Origin of the sequence: Pseudomonas sp. ArH3a (genome assembly GCF_022648765.1) — a bacterium.
Taxonomy (GTDB): Bacteria; Pseudomonadota; Gammaproteobacteria; order Pseudomonadales; family Pseudomonadaceae; genus Aquipseudomonas.
Genome location: NZ_CP080330.1, coordinates 4,638,164 through 4,656,378, shown reverse-complemented (window position 1 = coordinate 4,656,378; position 18,215 = coordinate 4,638,164). Strand labels below are relative to the sequence as shown.

18 protein-coding genes are annotated in these 18,215 nt (G+C 58.1%); 17 read left to right on the top strand and 1 reads right to left on the bottom strand.

The features are described 5' to 3' along the window. The first annotated feature begins 9 nt into the window (after window positions 1-9). The 14 genes from K0P33_RS21155 (at window position 10) to K0P33_RS21090 (ending at window position 14,789) form a co-directional block, all read left to right on the top strand. Window positions 10-345, top strand: coding sequence for a phage tail assembly chaperone family protein, TAC (locus K0P33_RS21155; protein ID WP_242151117.1), 336 nt, complete (start codon window positions 10-12; stop codon window positions 343-345). Window positions 346-374: 29 nt separating this feature from the next. After that, window positions 375-629, top strand: a complete 255-nt coding sequence (locus K0P33_RS21150) for a hypothetical protein (protein WP_242156088.1) — start codon at window positions 375-377, stop codon at window positions 627-629. A 51-nt stretch (window positions 630-680) separates the two neighbouring features. Continuing rightward, window positions 681-1,082 carry a hypothetical protein gene (locus K0P33_RS21145; protein ID WP_242151114.1) on the top strand — a complete coding sequence of 134 codons (402 nt, stop codon included), beginning with the start codon at window positions 681-683 and terminating at the stop codon, window positions 1,080-1,082. Window positions 1,083-1,573: 491 nt separating this feature from the next. After that, window positions 1,574-5,047 (top strand): phage tail tape measure protein, encoded by a 3,474-nt coding sequence (locus K0P33_RS21140; protein WP_242151111.1) that lies wholly within the window; start codon window positions 1,574-1,576, stop codon window positions 5,045-5,047. Then, entirely contained in the window at window positions 5,047-5,391 is a 345-nt protein-coding gene (locus K0P33_RS21135) for a phage tail protein (protein WP_242151108.1), read from the top strand. The genes K0P33_RS21140 and K0P33_RS21135 overlap by 1 nt, the downstream gene beginning before the upstream one ends. A gap of 53 nt (window positions 5,392-5,444) precedes the next feature. Further along, the gene (locus K0P33_RS21130; RefSeq protein WP_010564202.1) at window positions 5,445-6,149 is read left to right on the top strand and encodes a phage minor tail protein L; all 705 of its coding nucleotides are present in this window, start codon (window positions 5,445-5,447) and stop codon (window positions 6,147-6,149) included. A gap of 2 nt (window positions 6,150-6,151) precedes the next feature. Then, complete coding sequence (locus K0P33_RS21125) at window positions 6,152-6,934, top strand: C40 family peptidase (RefSeq protein WP_242151105.1); 783 nt, start codon at window positions 6,152-6,154, stop codon at window positions 6,932-6,934. Next, window positions 6,931-7,518, top strand: a complete 588-nt coding sequence (locus K0P33_RS21120) for a tail assembly protein (RefSeq protein ID WP_242151102.1) — start codon at window positions 6,931-6,933, stop codon at window positions 7,516-7,518. Before K0P33_RS21125 ends, K0P33_RS21120 begins: the two co-directional genes overlap by 4 nt. Window positions 7,519-7,571: 53 nt before the next feature. Then, window positions 7,572-11,219 (top strand): DUF1983 domain-containing protein, encoded by a 3,648-nt coding sequence (locus K0P33_RS21115; protein ID WP_242151099.1) that lies wholly within the window; start codon window positions 7,572-7,574, stop codon window positions 11,217-11,219. Window positions 11,220-12,279: 1,060 nt separating this feature from the next. Beyond that, window positions 12,280-13,239 carry a phage tail protein gene (locus K0P33_RS21110; RefSeq protein ID WP_242149761.1) on the top strand — a complete coding sequence of 320 codons (960 nt, stop codon included), beginning with the start codon at window positions 12,280-12,282 and terminating at the stop codon, window positions 13,237-13,239. After that, window positions 13,239-13,529, top strand: coding sequence for a hypothetical protein (locus K0P33_RS21105; protein WP_242149758.1), 291 nt, complete (start codon window positions 13,239-13,241; stop codon window positions 13,527-13,529). The genes K0P33_RS21110 and K0P33_RS21105 overlap by 1 nt, the downstream gene beginning before the upstream one ends. Further along, the gene (locus tag K0P33_RS21100) at window positions 13,526-13,780 is read left to right on the top strand and encodes a hypothetical protein (RefSeq protein WP_242149755.1); all 255 of its coding nucleotides are present in this window, start codon (window positions 13,526-13,528) and stop codon (window positions 13,778-13,780) included. Before K0P33_RS21105 ends, K0P33_RS21100 begins: the two co-directional genes overlap by 4 nt. Before the next feature lie 56 nt (window positions 13,781-13,836). Then, window positions 13,837-14,262 carry a structural protein gene (locus K0P33_RS21095; RefSeq protein ID WP_242149751.1) on the top strand — a complete coding sequence of 142 codons (426 nt, stop codon included), beginning with the start codon at window positions 13,837-13,839 and terminating at the stop codon, window positions 14,260-14,262. Continuing rightward, window positions 14,259-14,789, top strand: a complete 531-nt coding sequence (locus K0P33_RS21090; protein ID WP_242149749.1) for a lysis system i-spanin subunit Rz — start codon at window positions 14,259-14,261, stop codon at window positions 14,787-14,789. Before K0P33_RS21095 ends, K0P33_RS21090 begins: the two co-directional genes overlap by 4 nt. Window positions 14,790-15,499: 710 nt before the next feature. On the opposite strand, the gene K0P33_RS21085 is transcribed toward K0P33_RS21090, so the two are convergent. After that, complete coding sequence (locus K0P33_RS21085) at window positions 15,500-15,811, bottom strand: hypothetical protein (RefSeq protein ID WP_242151095.1); 312 nt, start codon at window positions 15,809-15,811, stop codon at window positions 15,500-15,502. Window positions 15,812-15,884: 73 nt separating this feature from the next. On the opposite strand from K0P33_RS21085, the gene K0P33_RS21080 reads away from it, so the two are divergent. The 3 genes from K0P33_RS21080 to K0P33_RS21070 all read left to right on the top strand — a co-directional run bounded on the left by K0P33_RS21080 (window position 15,885) and on the right by K0P33_RS21070 (window position 18,214). After that, complete coding sequence (locus tag K0P33_RS21080; RefSeq protein WP_242151091.1) at window positions 15,885-16,310, top strand: GNAT family N-acetyltransferase; 426 nt, start codon at window positions 15,885-15,887, stop codon at window positions 16,308-16,310. Window positions 16,311-16,550: 240 nt separating this feature from the next. Continuing rightward, entirely contained in the window at window positions 16,551-17,267 is a 717-nt protein-coding gene (locus tag K0P33_RS21075) for a DUF969 domain-containing protein (RefSeq protein ID WP_094952256.1), read from the top strand. Further along, the gene (locus tag K0P33_RS21070) at window positions 17,264-18,214 is read left to right on the top strand and encodes a DUF979 domain-containing protein (RefSeq protein ID WP_094952253.1); all 951 of its coding nucleotides are present in this window, start codon (window positions 17,264-17,266) and stop codon (window positions 18,212-18,214) included. The genes K0P33_RS21075 and K0P33_RS21070 overlap by 4 nt, the downstream gene beginning before the upstream one ends. The last annotated feature ends 1 nt before the right edge of the window (window position 18,215 follow it).

Below are 18,215 nucleotides of genomic sequence, written 5' to 3'. Positions count from 1 at the left end.
GGGGCTCGCATGAACCTGGCTCAACTGAAAAAGAAAGGGGGCGTCATTGCTGACGCCCTCGTGCAGCGTGAAGTCGAGTGGAAACACCTCGACGCCAAGGGCAAAGAGGTAGCCGACAAGTTCAAGGTGCACATTCGGCGCCATGCTTTCGGGGTGATGGAGGCCATGTTCGCCGGCGGTGAAGCGGAGCGTTTCAAGAACGCCCGCTACCTGTCGGCGAGCATCATGCTGGGCGACACGGGCAACGAAGAGCTGCCGTTCGAGGACGCTGTAAACCTCGACTCCAGTCTCGGCGTGGTGCTGCTGCAGGCCGTGAATGAGGTCAATAACCCGGTAAAAAACTGACCCCCGCCGATGAGTTGTGGCACGAACTGGTGCTCAACGGAGTCGGCGGGTGCACCATCGCAGAGGCCAAGGCTAACATCTCATACGCTGAGGTGCTGGCATGGGCTGCATATCGGGATAAGTACGGATCGCTGAACCTGGGCCGGCGACTGGAGTTCTCCGGCGCGATCGTGGCGCTCCAGGTCAACCGAATGAACGGAGGCAAAGCAGAGCTCATCGATTTCATGCCGCATGTCTCGCGGTCAGAGGTGAGTCTGGAGCAGGCCATGGAGGAGTGGGCGTGATCACCGCCAAGGATGGTGGTAGATTGCCTTTCTCTTGTATGGAGCGGACACATGATCAGGATATCGCTATTACTTACGGCGCTGTTGCTTGCCGGCTGTCAAACCTCACCTATCAGCCCGAACGATGCTGATAAGGTTTCTGCCGACAGGATATATGCGTATTCAGGGTCGGGCGAATCCCAGCTTTTGATAACGCGTGACAGCGGTTTTTTTGGCGCGGCATGCAGTCATAGAATTTTTATAGATGGAACGCTTTCAGCTCTGATTGGGTCGGGCGAAGTCGTGACTTTCGGCTTGAAAGCGGGAAAGCACGTGGTGTCTATCAAACCGAGCGCCGCTTGTGGCGGCGGCGCCCTGGTAGAGCGGGAAGTAGACTTGCCGCGTGGCGAAATGGTCCGACGTCGAATTTCAATCGGTCCGGGTGGCATTGACTTCTCACCCACTGCGTTTTGATTGCGCATCCACCGGAGCAACGACCATGCAACTGGCAATACTACTGGTCCTGATTGTTATCGCGGTGATTCTTGCGCCTTGGTTGCTGGGGGTCATCGCAGTGCTAGCGGCAGCGTATGGGGTTTGGTTGGTCGCTGGGATCATACTAACCGCTGCTTTTGCCCTAATCGGTCTGGTCATTTACATAGTTAGGATTAGTTTTGCGCCGCGCGATAAAATTTCCAGTAGTTCCGAGTTCAAGATCGCCGAGGCAAACAGGCTGTATCGAGAGAGGGAGTCACTACAGCGTGCAGCAGATGCTGAATCTGAGTTGAAATCTAGAGAAATCCTGGCGCGGACCAATTTGGCGCGCACTATGGTTTGCAAAAACTGCAGCGAATCAATAAAAAAGAACAGCTTGTACTGTCCGAACTGCGGGAAGCCCCCGATATAGGAAGTCTGCTTTTTTAAAACCCACTCTGGTGGGTTTTTTTATGTCTGGAGAAAAGTAAATGGCATCTCGATCGCTCGGCACGCTGACCCTGGATCTGATCGCCCGCATTGGCGGTTTCCAGCAGGGCATGGATCGGGCTTCCCGGTCTGTAGCCAGCACCGGCGCCGCCGCTGATGCCGCATCTGCACGCATCCAGGCCCTACAGGGTCAGTTCCTGTCGCTTTCCAGTATTACATCAAAGATTGCCGGGCCTCTGGCGGCTGCCTTCAGCGTAAATAGCGTGTATCAGGCCACCGAGGCCTATAGCTCTCTCACAAACCGTCTCAAGCTTGTAACGAGCGGCTCGGACGAGCTCGTGAAGGCTCAGAAGGCTGTGTTCGATATTGCACAAAGCTCTCGACAGCCTTTGTCGGCGACCGCGGAGCTTTATCAGCGGATTGCCACAAACCAATCTGCCCTCAAGCTATCTGGAGAGGGTGTTGCTGGGGTTGTTGGGACTATCAGTAAGACTCTGGCGATCTCTGGCGCATCAGCGGAAAGCGCCAACGCCGCACTCATCCAATTGGGTCAGGCTTTTGCATCTGGCGTGCTGCGCGGCGAAGAGCTGAACTCTGTCATGGAGCAGGCTCCGGCCCTGTCCCAGGCAATCGCGGCGGGCATGGGCAAAACAGTCGGCGAACTCCGGACCATGGGGGCGGCTGGCGAGCTGACAGCCAAAGCGGTAGTAAGCGCATTGCAAAGCCAAGCTGGCGCGGTTGACACCCTCTTCGCCAAGACTGCAACGACCATCGGCAACAGTTTTACTGCCATCAGCAACTCCATGACCAGGTTCGTCGGCGAGCTTGATCAGGCGACTGGCGCAAGTTCAAGAGTTGCAGCTGAATTTGTCGGCCTGTCGAAAGCTATAGATAACGGCCTTCCAGCAGCGATGAGCGCGGTAACCAAAAACTCAGAGGCGCTTTCCCAGGCACTGACTACTGGGCTTTACGTTGCGCTAGGTCGAGTGGCTGGAGGGTATGCCGCACTGATTCCGGCAACGATTGCTAAATCTATGGCGACCGCGCAGGAGGCCAAGGCAAGTTTGGCGGCCGCTTCTGCTGCTACAAGAAAAGCCGAAGTTGATTTGGTCTCCGCCAAAAATGCCGTTCAGGTCGCCATGCTGAATAGGCGGCTGGCTGTAACGGTCACTGAGGTCATGATTGCAGAAAACGCCTTGAGCGCAGCGAAGGCCAAGGCACTAGCGCTGACTGAGCGTCTAACCGTCGCAAGGGGCGCGGAAGCTGCGGCTAACGTCCTTGTCACAAGCACATCAACCGCGGCAGGTATTGCCATGGGGCTCGCCACAAGGGCCGCCACAGCACTGACTGCGGCTGGGCGCGGCCTACTTGCCCTGATGGGTGGTCCGGTTGGGTTGCTGTTCATTGCCGGAGCAGTCGCTCTTTCATTTGCAGATTTCAGAAGTAGCAGCGATAAGGCAAGGGAGGGCTTGGAGCAGCTCAGAGGGCCAATGGATGATGTTATTGCTCGCTTTAAGGCGATGACCGAAGAGCAGAAAGCGGGTGCAATGGTCCGCTGGAGTGAAGCGCAGGTTGAGGCGGTTAAAGCTGCAAAATCGGAGCTTGATACACTTCAGGCAACCCTAAAAAAGGGCGTTCTTGGTTCCGACTCCCTTTCGTTGCCCGCGAGGATTGCCGGTTCGAGTAGTGATCAGACTATCCAGCGAGCAAAGGCGTACAAAGAGCTGAGCGATCGCATCGAGAGCGCTGCGAGAAGCGGGCAATCCCTGATTCCTATCCTCGAAGAGGCCGGGAAAATTCCGGGCGTGTCACCCAAGTTGGTGGACGAGCTAAAGAAGCGTGCCGAAGCCTGGTCGACGCAAGATCAGGTAGTCAAGGAGTCGGTAGAGCGTCAGCGAGTTCTAAGTGGTGAGATGGGTAAAACGGCAGCAGCCACTGCGACCAGCACTCAGGCCGCAACCGGTCTTACGGCCGCTGGCGAGAAGTACCTGAAAACCCTGCAGGGCCAGGTCGGAGCACTGCAAGACAATAACGACGCCGTCAAAGAAGCGTCGCGCTACCTTGACGAGCACAAAGACCTGTCGGAGGCTGATCGGGTTGCAATTATGTCCGCTGCCCATGCGAAAAAGGCAGCAGCAGAAGCAAACAAGGCGGCAACTGCCGAAATCAAAAGCAACACCTCGGCGATCAAGACCAACCTCAAAACTTTCGAGGATGCTCAGGAAAACTATAAACGCCAGATCGCCCTGATCGACGAATCCTCCGGGAAGCGCAAAAGCGCCACCGAAGTGGATAAGTTGGCGTTTGAGATTGCCAGCGGAAACTACGCAAAACTCAGCGATCAGCGGAAGTCGGAGCTTTCTGGCCTGGCTGCCGAACTGGACGCTAAAAAGGCCTTGGTCAAGGCCAACGAGGACGCTGCCAAGCTTTCGGCGCTGAAGTTTAATCTCAGCGAGAGCAACCAGTCGGCCAAGGACGGGTTTGACCAAGAGTTGGCGGGAGCCGGGCAGGGCGACGAGTACAGGGCCCGGCTCAAGGAGTTCCTCTCGATTGATCAGGACTTCAACAAACAGCGCCGGGAAATGTACAAGGAGTACAAAGAGGCAACGCTGGCCGGTGATCCTGATGCAGAGGAAAACTACAACAAGGAAACCGCGCTCCTCGAGGAAGCTCTGGCAGAGCGAATTGTCATCCAGCAGGACTACTACAACCAACTCGACGAAGCTCAATCGAATTGGATGGATGGGGTCAGTGATGCCTGGCAGAACTATGTAGACGCCGCGACAAACTATTCGGCGATGGCGGCGGAGGCAACGACCTCGGTGCTTGATGGCGCGAAAAGCGGTCTGAGCACCTTCCTGTCTGATGTTGCGAGTGGTGCTGAAACCGCAGGCGATGCGCTGGGCAACCTGGTTGCCGACTTCGCAAAGTCAACGCTACAGGCGCTCTCTGATATGGCGGCTCAGTGGCTGGTTTATCAGGCTGTGCAGTTGGTGGTGGGCAAAACTACCCAATCGACCGCATTGGCCGGAATGGTTGGCAATGCCCAGGCGGCTTCGTTCCAGGCCCAACTGAACGCTTACGCGTCCACGGCGGGCATCCCGCTTGTTGGTCCCGCGTTGGCTCCAGCCGCCGCCCTTGCCGCTGCGGCTGCTACGGCGCCTATGGTTGCTGGAGTTGCTTCGGCGGCCATGGTGGGTATGGCGCACGACGGCATGGGCAGCATTCCCAAAGAAGGCACATGGCTTCTGGATGGTGGCGAGCGTGTGGTCGCGCCCGAGCAAAACAAGGATCTGACCAACTTCCTCGCCCGCCAGACAGCGGTCACTGACTCTTCCGGTGGCGGTGGTGGTATTCACATCAATGCACCCGTCACCGTCCAAGCCCAGCCAGGCATGAGCGGAGATGATGCTCGAAAACAAGGTGAAGCAGCCGGCCAAGGCCTGGTCTCTGAAATTCGCCGAGTGCTTCAAGGTGAAATGGGGCAGGGCGGCTTGCTCTGGAGGCGAGTCTGATGGCGGAAACATTCAGCTACTGCGTTCAACTGGGCGGCGACGGAGAGATTGACCAGCGCACATGGGAGAACGATTTCGGCGATGGGTATACCCAGGCTGGCGGCATCGGCATCAACACCAAAAGCGAGAACTGGAACCTGACGCACTCTGGCGTCATGGCTCCCGGTGAGGAGTTGCTGAAGGTGCGAGATTTCATCGACCGGCACGAAGGTTACAAGGCGTTTATCTGGACGCCGCCGGGCGGGGTGCAGGGCCGATATCGCTGCAAGGGCTACAAGTCCAAGCCGCTGGGCGCTGGCCTGTGGACGCTATCGTTCACCTTCAAGCAGACCTTCACGCCTTAACAGCAACCATCAACGACCCCGCCAAGTGCGGGGTTTCTTGTTTCTGGGGCCCTATGAATTACAACACCGATATCCAAAAGCTTGAGCCGGGCAACCAGATCAGGCTGTACGAGCTGGACGCTACGCGCCTGGGCGGCCTTCTCTGGCGCTTCCACGGTCATGCTCATGAAGGCGACATCATCTGGCAGGGACAGCTGTATTCGCCGCTCCAGATCGAGGCGAAGGGCTTCGACATCCGCGGGGATGGTCGGCCAGCAACACCCACGCTGCAGGTAGACGATGAGCTGGGCGGCGTGCGCGGGGCGATCACTGCCCTGTGCTTCCAGTTCCGCGACCTGGCCGGCGCCCGGGTGAAGGTGATCGAGACTTTCCGCCACTTCCTGGATGCCGCCAACTTCCCCGACGGCAACCCAGAAGCCAGCAACCAATCGAAAACGAACCTCTGGTTTATCGAGCAGAAGACCGAGGCGCTGCCGAGCATCTCGGTCACGTTCTCGCTGTCCAGTCCCACGGATATGGAAGGGCAGATGCTTCCATCCCAGCAGATCACCAAGCTCTGCCGGTGGGCCTGCCGTGGCGGGTACCGGCAGGAGGCCTGTGCCTACACCGGCACAGCGATGTTCGACAAAAAGAACCAGCCTACGGATAACCCGGCGCTGGACCGCTGCGGCGGCTGGTGGAGCAGCTGCAAGCTTCGGGGCAATACCCGCCGGTTTGGTGGGTCCATGGGCGCGAGCCTTATCGCAAGTTCGAGGTAGCGATGCGCATCAATCAAAAATTGCAGGACGAGATCCGCGCGCACGCCGAGCGTGTCTATCCGGTCGAGGCGTGCGGTGTCCTGATCAAGTCGGCTGTCGGGCGCGAATACGTGCCCTGCGGGAACCTGGCCACCACGCCGCGCGAACACTTCCAGATCGATCACAAGGACATGGCCCAGGCGGAAGATCGGGGTGAGGTGCTGGCGATCATCCACAGCCACCCCGACAAGGCGCCGACGCCGAGCATGGCCGACCGCGTCAGTTGCGAGCTGCATGAATTGCCTTGGGGCATTGTCGGATGGCCCGGCGGTGACTTCGAGTGGTTCAAGCCTTCGGGCTTCCAGGCACCGCTGCTGGGTCGGGACTTCTCCCATGGGCTGCTTGATTGTTGGGCGGCGTGCCGCGACTGGTATGCCCGGGAGGCGGGCTTGCAGCTGCCGAACTTCGAACGTTCCGATCTCTGGTGGGAGGAGAAAGACGGCCCGAGCCTCTACGAAGACAACTTCGCGGCCACCGGTTTCTACCAGGTTAACGAGGCACGGCGTGGCGACATGCTGGTGTTGCAAATCCCAACCCCGGGCCGGGAGTGCTACTTCCCCAATCACGCGGTGATTTACCTGGGTGATGAGCCGGCGCTGACCAGTGAGCCAGCGCCGAAGCTGGGCGGGTCAGGCCCGTTCATTTACCACCACATGCCAGGCCGCTTGGCGGCCCGCGAGATCTACGGCTGGTCGATGGCCAGCCGCGTCAAACTTATTCTCCGGCACAAGGACTACCGCCCATGACCATGCGCACCATCAAGCTCGGCGGGGTGCTGGGCAAGAAGTTCGGCAAGGAATACCAGCTCGACCTGTACGGAATCCACGATGCCACGGCAGCGCTGTGCGCTATGAAACCTGGCTTTGAGAAGTTCATGCGAACAGCTCATGAGCGCGGCATGGTCTTCGCGGTGTTCGTCGATGAGCGCAACGTCAGCCAGCAGGAGCTTGAGCTGGTTGGGCGTACCGAGGGTGATATCCGTATTCAGCCGATCATCCAGGGAAGCAAGCAGGCGGGAATGTTTCAAACTCTGCTCGGGGTGGTACTGATCGTGGCGGGCCTGTTCACTGGTGGTACTACCTCTGCGCTTGGCCTGGGCTTGCTCGCAGCCGGCGCCGCTGTTGGCCTGGGCGGCGTTGTGCAAATGCTGTCCCCGACCACCAAAGCAAATGCTGAGGGCAAGAACGACGACGGAAACAACCCCAGCTACGGCTTCGGCGGAGCGGTAACCACTATCGCTCAGGGCAATCCATACCCGCTGCTTTACGGCGAGCGGGAGATTGGCGGCGCCGTCGAGTCTGGCGGGATCTACACCCAAGACAACATCTGATCGTTCCACCTTAAACAACCCGCTTCGGCGGGTTTTTGCATTCTGGAGGGCGCATGAGCGCAGTAGCAAAGAAGCAGCGCCGTGTCGTACCACGCAAACGCCGCGCCGTAATTGGCAGCAAGGGCGGCGAAGCCAAGCAGAAGCAGCCAAGCGTTGCCCTGAACGGTGTTCCATCGATCTCTACTGCGCGAATCGTTTATATGTGGAGCTGGGGGCCTATCGTTGGGCCGGTCGATGGTTTGCGTTCGGTCAAGCTGAATGGCACTCCTGCCCAGGCTGCTGACGGCACGATCAATTACCCCGGCCTGAAATGGCAGTTCCGCTCGGGCGAACTGAACCAGGACCGGCTTGAGGGGATCACGGAAGCCAGCAACGAGATCGACGTCAAGAAAGAGCTGCTCTACGGCACCCCTTGGCTGCATACCATTACCAACTCTGTTATCGACGCAATCCGGCTTCGGCTCAGCTGGCCGGCTCTGCGCCGCCAAGACGCATCGGGCAACATCGACGGTGTGCGTATCGATTACGCCGTGGATGTTTCGACCGACAACGGGCCCTATGTTGAGGTATTGGCTACTGCGGTTGATCGCAAGAACGTCACAGAGTACGAGCGCGCCCACCGCATTGAGTTGCCCGCCGGTAGCCGCTGGACGATCCGCGTACGCCGCTTGACTCCGAATGCTAACTCCGACCTGGTCGCTGACCAAATGATCGTTAAGGCCATTGCTGAAGTAGTGGACAGCGATCAGGAGTACCCGCTGACATCCGTCGGGTGCGTTGAGTATGACGCCCAAACCTTCGGCGGGGATATCGCCAAGATCGCCGTGCTGATGCGCGGCCGCATCATCCGCGTGCCTGCCAACTACGACGCCGCGACCCGCACTTACGCGACGTCAGGCACCGGTACAAGCAATGGTATTTGGGACGGCACCTTCAAGGAGGCTTACACCAACAATCCGGCGTTCATTTTCTACGACCTGGTGCTCGACCCCTATTACGGTCTCGGCAACAGGATCGACGCAACCATGGTTGATCGCTGGTCGCTGTACCGCATCGCGCAGTACTGCGATCAGATGATTCCAGACGGCAAAGGCGGCATGGAGCCGCGCTTCACTTGCAACCTGTATCTCCAAAAACAGGCCGAGGCGTACGCGGTGCTGCAAGACCTGGCCTCGATCTTCCACGGCTTGGCCTACTGGGACGGCAGCCAGATCGTGGTCAACGCCGATATGCCGGGAGACCCGGTGTACACCTACAACCAAACGCAGATACTCAACTCGGGAGCCATCAAGTACGAGGGCACCCGTGCGCGTGACCGGCACAGCTTATACACGGTGTCGTGGGACAATCCGGACCAGGGCTTCGAGACGGACAAAGAGCCGGTCTTCGACGATGAGGCCATGGTCGAGCTTGGCGGAATTGTGCGTGAAACGTCGATTGACGCCATTGGCTGTACATCCCTTGGCCAAGCCCAGCGCGCCGGACAGTGGGCAGCGCTCACGGAGAAACTGCAAACCCAGGGGGCCGTCTTCCGTGTCGGGCTCGACGGCGATATCCCCAAGCCTGGACAAGTTATCGCCGTGGCTGATCCCATGCTGGTCGGCCGCAACAACGGTGGCAGGATATCGGCGGCGGCTGGCCGCGTGGTCACGCTGGACCGCGATACCGTGGTGCCGGTCGGCGCGCGGCTTATGGTCAACCTGCCAAGCGGAAAGTCAGAGGGGCGGGTGGTCAAGTCGGTCTCCGGCCGGGACGTGACGCTGATGGCTGATTTCAGCGAGCAGCCTCAAGCGGAGGCAGGGTGGATTCTGGACTATGAGGACCTGAAGCTGATGCAGTTCTACGTCCGCAACGTGACGCGGCCGGAGTGGCACCAGTTCCAGTTCGAAGTGATCCAGCACGACCCGAGCAAGTTTGACGCGATCGACAACGGCGCCGTGGTCGACATCCGCCCGATTACCGGTATTCCAGCGGGCAGTCAGGACGCTCCGGCCCGGGTGATGCTCAGCCAGCACGTTGTCATCGAGCAGGGGATTGCCGTGACGGTCATGTCCATCGCCTGGGACGCCGCGCCGGGCGCTGTGGCTTATGACGTCGAATGGAAGTGGGGCGCGCGCGAGTGGATCACCTTGCCGCGCACGCCTGAGCAAATGGTCGACGTGCGTGGGATCTACGCCGGGCAGTATATGGCCAGGGTTCGGGCGGTGAGCGCGCTCAATGTGTCCTCGATCCCGGCCACTTCGGCACTGACCAATCTGGAAGGAAAGGTCGGCCTCCCGCCTGCGGTGGCGTTCCTGACCACCACCAGCGAGCTGTTCGGGATCAGCATCAAGTGGGGCTTCCCACCAGGTGCAGAGGACACCCAGCGCACAGAAGTCTGGTATGGGCCTGCGAACGATCTTGGAGCCTCTACCAAGCTGGCCGACCTGTCATACCCGCAGGCCGACTACCGCATGCAGCAGCTACAGGCAGGTGCAACGCTGTTCTTCTGGGCGCGGCTTGTGGACCGCACCGGCAACATCGGGCCGTTCTATCCCGTAGTGGGCGGCGTCATGGGGCAGGCCAGCTCAGAAGCCAGCCCAATCCTTGAACTGCTCACCGGCAAGATCACCAAGACCGAGCTTGGCGAGGATCTGCTCAGCGACATCGAGAAGATCCCCGGCCTGCAGGATCAAATCGACGCGCTTGACGACATCCTGCTGTACGACGCTGCGAAAACCTATGTCGCTGGCGACACCGTGCGCCAGGGCCCGCGGCTTTATCAGGCCATTGCCAGCGTGCCGGCCAACAAGCCACCACCGAACGCTACCTACTGGCTGGACGTGGGGCAGACGGTTGGCTCTGTCGGCGCATTGGCGCAACAGGTCGCACTGAACAAAACCAGCATCGAAACCGTTGACGGTAAGGTTACTGCGCAAGGCTCAACGCTGAATGTGCTGCGCGCAGCTACTCGGGATGACAGTGGTAGCGGTGCGAAGGCAGATGCGTTGAAAGGCTGGGCCAGCACTGCAGCAATTGCTACTCAAGAAAAGGTCATCGCCTCAAACGAAGAAGCATCGGCACAGCGCCTCACAACCGTGGATGCCAAGGTCAACCAAAACGCCGCCAATGTGACGCTTCTGGAAAGCACGGTAGCCAACAACAAGCAGGCTTCAGCCCAGCAAATCAGCCAAGTCAATGCGGAGGTGGCTACAGCTAAAGATGGCGTCGCCACAAACAAGGCTGATATTCAGCAGACGGCATCAGCGCTTGCAAAAACCAATGGTGACCTGGCGACCATTTGGTCGGTGAAGATGGAAACCACGGCGGGCGGGCAGAAATATGGGGCGTCGTTCGGCCTGGGCCTGCAGGTCGATCCATCCGGGGTGTCTTCGCAGTTCGTGGTCAGGGCTGACACATTCATGTTGCTGAACTTGAACAACGGCACTCCTGTGTCGCCGTTCTCGGTATCTGGCGGCCAGACGTTTGTCAGTTCGGCGTTTATCCAAGACGGCACGATCACCAACGCCAAGATCGGCGAGTACATCAGCTCCACCAACTATATCGCCGGTCAGCAGGGGTGGATTCTCAAGAAAGACGGAACGTTCGAAATCAACGGGATTGTCCCCGGTCAAGGGCGATCCATGATGACGAACAGATCGATGCGTTTTTGGGACGTGAACAACGTCAAGCGCGTTCAAATCGGAGATCTGACCGAATGAGTGCAGGCATGAGGGTGTGGGGGGCGAACGGTGTACTACAGCTGGATGAAAACTCATTCACCGTTCGCGTGATTTATTCAGCAGTAGTTCAAAAAGTAGCAGGGGAGGCAAGAAGTAGGTTCATCTCCATACCTGGCGCTACACCAGCATCATGTGCGGCAATCTGTCTACCAAGCACTGGCTCTTGGAGCGGTAGCTCGAATGGGCAAGACGCCAATGTCTCTCAGTACGATGCTCAAGTTGTCTCGGGTGGGGTAATTGTGTGGTTTGGAAATCGCAATATGCCCGATGGGAGATTAGGAGTATCTCCACAAAGATTATTAGTGTTGAGGTATAGGTAATGTCCTATGGATTAAGATTTACCAATAACTCAGATGTCGTGACTCTTGACTCTGAGTTTTCTAGGCTCGTAGTGCTTTTCTCTGCAAGGTACGTAGGGAGTGCAACTTTTCCCTATCCTATAACCTCGGCTGAGCCGCCGTTGATTTTTGTAAGGCCGGACAGCAACGCGGTATTTCAGTGGATTAGAATTACCGGATCACCTGGAAACTGGACGGGCTGGGTAAACTCCTCATCTACCGGCATTGCGGGTACTTATTTCCTAGCAGCCTACCAGGCTCGAGAAACCGAGACTTATGGTATGCGGCTATGGGATGGCAGTTCGAAACTTTTATTTGATAGCGGTACACCCTGTGCGCAGTTTACGAGTGTAGTTGCCGGCTGGAGTTTTCTAGGGGCTACAAACACTTCCGTAGGTAGGTGGTCGTTTAATTGGTCTACCACCGCCCCACTAAGTAGTGGCGACTATATGCTGATAAACACAATCGCTATGGACCTTCCGGGAGGCAGCACTTACTCTAAGCTGAGCTGCTCCTGGGACTATGCAAATAACAGGGTTTTGGTTTTGCTGCAGAATATCGGCGATTACAACGGTAGCAGTTTTTTTCTACCATTATTATTTGCAAAACCAGTTTCATAGACTGGGCGCGCACTCAAAACTTGAGCGGGTTTTTATTGCCTGGAGAAAAATATGGTTTGGCAAAGAGCAGGGACAGTTGCAGTGCAGAATGGCAGCAACACTGTCGTCGGCACGAACGTAGATTTCGCCGCCAGCAGCCGGAATGGCGATTCATTTGTTGGCCCAGACGGGGCGACGTACGAGCTGGCGAACGTCGCAAGCTCCACGGTGATATCGATCCTGCCGCCTTACAAAGGTCCGACAGTCAGTGGCGCGGCGTACGCCATCATGCCCGTGCAGGGCTACGACAAGATGCTTTCTGACGCCTTCAATGCGCTGAACAATCAGTTTGGGGCGAAGCTGGCGGCGCTGGGTACCACTGGCAACTACGACATTCTGCCCGTGGTCAAGGGCGGCACCGGCAGCAACAGCGCATCTGGCGCGCAGTCGAGCCTTGGGCTTAAAGATGCCAGCGCGGCGCTATTGCTTGCAAACCTTGGGATAAGGGGGAGCGCAACAGGGTTCGGTATAAACGGTTTATATGTGGGATGGAATGGTGAGAGTGCGTCGGGGTCCGCGAACTTCATCGTAAACCGAGGCGGGGGCCTTGGGGGTTTCAGCTTTCGCAGTGTTAACAGCAACAATACGGAAAGCGGCCCGATCACGACGTTGTCTTATGAGGGCGTCCTCAACGTTCCCGGGGGGATTCAGCTAAACGGAAAGAACTTGGTTGAGCGAGGCTCGAACGCAAACGGTGACTATGTCCGACTAGCTGACGGCACTCAGATCTGCTGGAAGCGCATAACGACGGACGCTTCAAGCAACGCAATCGGGGCGATTTACGGCAGCGGTGCTTTCGGCGCAGGCCCGTTCCCAGCATCCTTTACCGAGATCCCCAAGATTGTCCATTCCGGGTACATCGCCTCTGGCACAGTCAATGCGATGTGGTCGTCTTGCTACAGCACGCCTTCGCAAACTAGCTGGGGTAACTATCGGATGCTGTCCGCTGGCTCCTACGGGGCGGGTTACATTGATGTTGTAGCAGTGGGGAGGTGGTTCTGATGATTATAAAGTTTTCACCACAGCGCAGAGACGATGAACTTACAGTCAGCAAACGAAGTGATGTGCTGACCATCAATGGAGAGCGCTTCGATTTTCGAGAGCTGCCAGAGGGCGCTGTTTTGCCGGCTTCGGCAGTTGAGTGCGAGTTTGTCGTAGGCGATGTCACGCGAAAAAATGGCGAGCTGATTGTTACGCTGCTTTTGCCTTACGGCCCTGATGCAACCGAGGCAGCAAAATTCCCCGCCGATATCGTCAGCCCGCCTGACGGAAACGTGAGTCTTCCCCAATGAAAAACATTGATTTCAGCAAGATGGTGACTGTCGAGCAGCGCGAGAAAGAAGACCGCCGGGCAACGCTTGAGGCTGTTTTGGCTTCTCGCCGGGCCGCGTACCTGGCCGAATCTGATCCGCTTCGCCTGGAGGCTGACTACGACGCAATGAGCCAGGGCCGTGAACCGGACTATGCGAAGTGGTTTGCGTCGGTTGCAGCCATCAAGGCGCGCTTCCCGCTTCCAGCGACCGATGACACTACCGATTCCTGATCAGCAACAGCACACCACGGCCGCCTTGTGCGGTTTTTTTTCGCCTGGAGAAAAGTATGCCGACCACAGAAACTCGAGGGGTGCGGAACAACAACCCTGGAAATATTGACTACAACCCGGCCAACGACTGGAAGGGTCAACTCAAGCCAGACCTAGCTATTGAGAAGCGCTTTGCCCGGTTCGACACGCCTGAGAACGGTATCCGCGCCTTGGGTAAGGCGCTGCTGACCTACCAGCGTAAGCATGGGCTGAAGACGGTCAAGGCCATCATCAGCCGCTGGGCGCCATCGGTGGAGAACGACACGGCCGCCTATGTGCGCGCGGTTGAGGCGAACACCGGGACCCGCCCGGGCGCCGAGGTGGACCTTTCGCAGCCCTTGGTGATGTCCGGTTTCGTCAAGGCGATCATCCATCATGAAAACGCGGGGTATGCCTATCCCGCCGCCGTTCTGGCTGAAGGCGTGCGGCGGGCGCTGGCATGACGCCGGTGCAGAAGCTGGTCGGTCTGGCTGTGCTGGTTCTGGTGCTGATGGCCGGCGTCTGCGGCGTGACCTGGCAGGTTCAGGATTGGCGCCTGGGCAAGAAGCTCGCCGAGCAGATCGCGGAGCAGCGCATTGCGCACCAGAAAGACCTGGACGCAATCACCGGCGAGGCCTGGCGTCAGCAGGCCGCCGAGCAGGACAAGCGGCTGGCCACCGAGCGGCAGCTCGCCACCCTGGACCAACAACACACCAAGGAATTATCCGATGCTCAGCGCAACCAGGCTCTTCTGCGTGACCACCTTGCTACTACTGAGTTGCGGTTGTCAGTCCTTCTCGACGCCACGGATCCAGCCAGTGGTTGCAACGTGCCTGCCGCCGCCGGCACCGTCGGCTTGGTTCATGCAGCCCGTAGAGCCCAACTTGACCCAGCGCATGCTCAAAGAATTATCGCCATCACCGACGACGGGGATAACGCCGTGATCGCGTTGCATGCCTGTCAATCGTACGTTAGGGCGATCAATCGCTGACCTACATTCGTGGGTGTGAAAATCAACATGGCTGATTCCGCAGTTTGTCAACGGGGCTTCATGGCGATTCGCCCGATCTGTCAACCTGCGCAAAATCGCAAGTTGGCTGCTCACGACAAAATCGACGCAAAATATTCCGGAAATTATTCCTGGTGATGCCTACGGTTTGGATTTGGTGTTCGTCGGCAGGACGCCGGGGGAGGATAATCCTGTAGCAATATACAGCGCTAAGTTATTGATTCTTATAGGGCGTTATCGGCGTTTTTAGGGTTGCTGAAAATACCGTGATTCTCTTTGCTATCAATAGCTTAGGATCGCATCACGGTCACCTTGACATGGTGGGGGTCGTTGGTTCGAGTCCAATCGCGCCTACCAAACAAAATCCGCTCTGCTGGGCGGTCTAGAAGGGCTCACCGAAAGGTGGGCCCTTTTTTGTTGTCTGGAACTCAAGCAAAGCTTCGCCAAGCCGCTTTACGGCTCGCTTTAACGCGGGGGATTTGCTCAACAGAACAGCGTAGCCACCGATAACAGGCAGATGATTTGCACCACCATCTGGCAGCGTATCTCACCATTCGTTGTCGCCATATACATTTGTCCGGCGTACATAGTGGCTACCTCATTGTCGGCAATTCTTCATCGGCATTAGTGCCGTGCTCGATGCGCAGAAACGCGCAGTGGCTCTATTGAGTATAGGTCCGTAACAGGATTCGTCACGAATGAGCCGATTTAACGCGATTGAGCACACTGTCCCCGGCCTGCGTCGGCAAGCGATACACGTCAATCAACCCCAGTATCCCAGCCAGCGCCACGCCGACGAACGCCACCCGAAAATCCCCGGCGCCAGCCTGTATCTCATGCCCGTTCATCGCGATGGACGCGCGCAACAACAGCGCCGCAATCGACACGCTCAAGCCCATGACCTGTTGGAACGCCATGCTGAACAGCGCCGACGCCTCGCTCGTGCGGGCTTTGGGCTCATCGGCGAAGCCAATCCGGGTCAGTCCTGGGCTCGCACGTTCCAATCACCGTGCCTGCATTGCCAGCGTCGGATTGGGCATACTGGCGTGCAACTGAATTCAACCCAGGGAGCTTGCAATGGAATTGGCAATGGAGGTGTCGTTCGACGTCACGGCAGAGGAGCGTGAGGCCATCCTCAAACCGCTGAGGGCCTATAACCTCAGCCATACCGGCGACATGGCGTTTGAAACGGTCGGGATTTTCTTGCGCGACCCCGCCACCCAGGAAGTGGTCGGTGGCCTCTACGGGAAGATTTCCCACGGGTGGCTGTTCATTGAGCTCTTGAGCATCCCCGACCAGATGCGCACACAAGGTACCGGCACGCGTTTGATGTGCGCCGCTGAAGACCTGGCCCGTCAGCGGGGATGTGTCGGGATCTGGCTGGACACCTTCAGCTTCCAGGCGCCGGGGTTCTATCGAAAGCTGGGCTTCAGCGAGGTTGGCCACATTGCCGATTACCCACCGGGCCACCAACGGTATTTTTTCCAAAAACGCCTGGCCTGAATCCCGTGCGGCGCCAGATCACCTGGCGCCATTCATCCACAAAATTTATTGGTTTGCAGCAACAATTTTTCTTGTTGGACACCTCCCGCCCCCAAGCAGCACAGTTGCCGCCACTGACGCTCGACCTTCAAGGTCAACAATAAAAACCGCGCCGGGCTGCACGCCACTTTCATGCTGTGAACGCTTTGTTCACATCCTGCTGCAATGGCGCCGCAACGCGCATTCAAGGACCTCATCGTCATGCAAACTGTTGTGAACCTATGGCCGTTGATCGGCGTGCTTGTCATCGTGGTTGGCTTCGTCTTGCGCTTCAATCCGCTGCTGGTGGTCACCGCTGCTGCCATCGTCACCGGGCTCGCCGCGCACTTTCCGTTGGAAAAAATCCTCGCCAGCATGGGCGATGGTTTCCTTCAGACCCGTGCCTTGCAACTCATCCTGTTATTGCCCCTGGCGGTCATCGGCCTGCTGGAGCGCCATGGCCTGCGCTTGCATGCGCAGAACTGGATTGCGCGCTTCGAGCGCGCCACGGTCGGGCGTTTGTTAATCATCTACTTGTTTGTGCGCGAGTCCACGGCGGCCATGGGCCTGACCAGCCTGGGCGGACATCCGCAGATGGTACGGCCACTGCTGGCGCCGATGGCCGAAGGTGCGGCAGAAAAACGCTACGGCAAGTTGCCGGACAAGGTGCGCCACAAGGTGCTGGCCATGTGTGCGGCGACCGATAACGTCGGGCTGTTTTTCGGTGAAGACATCTTTGTCGCCTTTGGCGCGATTGCACTGATGCACACCTTCCTGTTGGGCTCGGGAATTGATGTGGAGCCGTTGCACATTGCGGTGTGGGGCATCCCGACGGCGATTTGTGCGTTTATCATCCATGCGATTCGCCTGCATCGATTTGATCGAAGGCTCACCCGTGAGATGACACCTGCTGCCGCCCCAGTGGAGGCTGCGCAATGATCATCTCTATCCAATACCTGTACTGGCTGGCCGGCGTTTTGTTGCTGATTACCGCGGGCATGATTCTGTTCGATCGAACCCATCCAAAACGCTGGTCCACCGCCTTGTTCTGGTTGCTGTTTGCCATCCCGTTCTTGGTCGGTGAGCGCCTGCCATCGGTGGTGATTGGTGCCGGCGTGGTAGTGATGGCATTGATTGCGGGCCTGGGTGGCGTTGGCCGTGGCAAGCACATCGAACTGCATGACAAAGCATCCCGTGCGAGTGCCGCCCGCCTGGGGCACAAATTGTTTATTCCGGCGTTGGCGATTCCCTTGACCACGGTGATTGGCTCGGTGCTGCTCAAGCACACTGAAATTGGCGGCGTGCCGCTGCTGGACCCCAAAAACACGACGTTTGTATCCTTGGGCATCGGTTGCCTGATCGCGCTGGGCCTGGCGTGCTGGCTGACCCGCGACACTCCTGTGCAAGCCTTGCGCGAATCCCGACGTCTGACTGAAGCCCTGGGCTGGGCCATGGTGTTGCCTCAAATGCTGGCAATGCTCGGGTTGTTGTTCAATGAAGCCGGCGTCGGCACGGCTGTCGCCCATGTCACCACCACCTACATCAATCTGGATTTCAAGTTGGTAGCGGTGATGGTTTACGTATTGGGCATGGCGCTGTTCACCGTGATTATGGGTAATGGTTTCGCGGCTTTCCCAGTCATGACCGGCGGAGTCGGTGTGCCGGTGCTGGTAGGTATCTATGGGGGTAACCCGGCGGTGATGGCGGCGATCGGCATGTTCTCCGGCTACTGCGGTACGCTGATGACGCCAATGGCCGCCAACTTCAATATCGTCCCGGCGGCGTTGCTGGAGTTGCCGGATAAGAACGCGGTCATCAAGGCTCAACTGCCGACTGCGTTGATGATGCTGGTGGTCAATATTGTCCTGCTCTATCTGTTGATGTGAG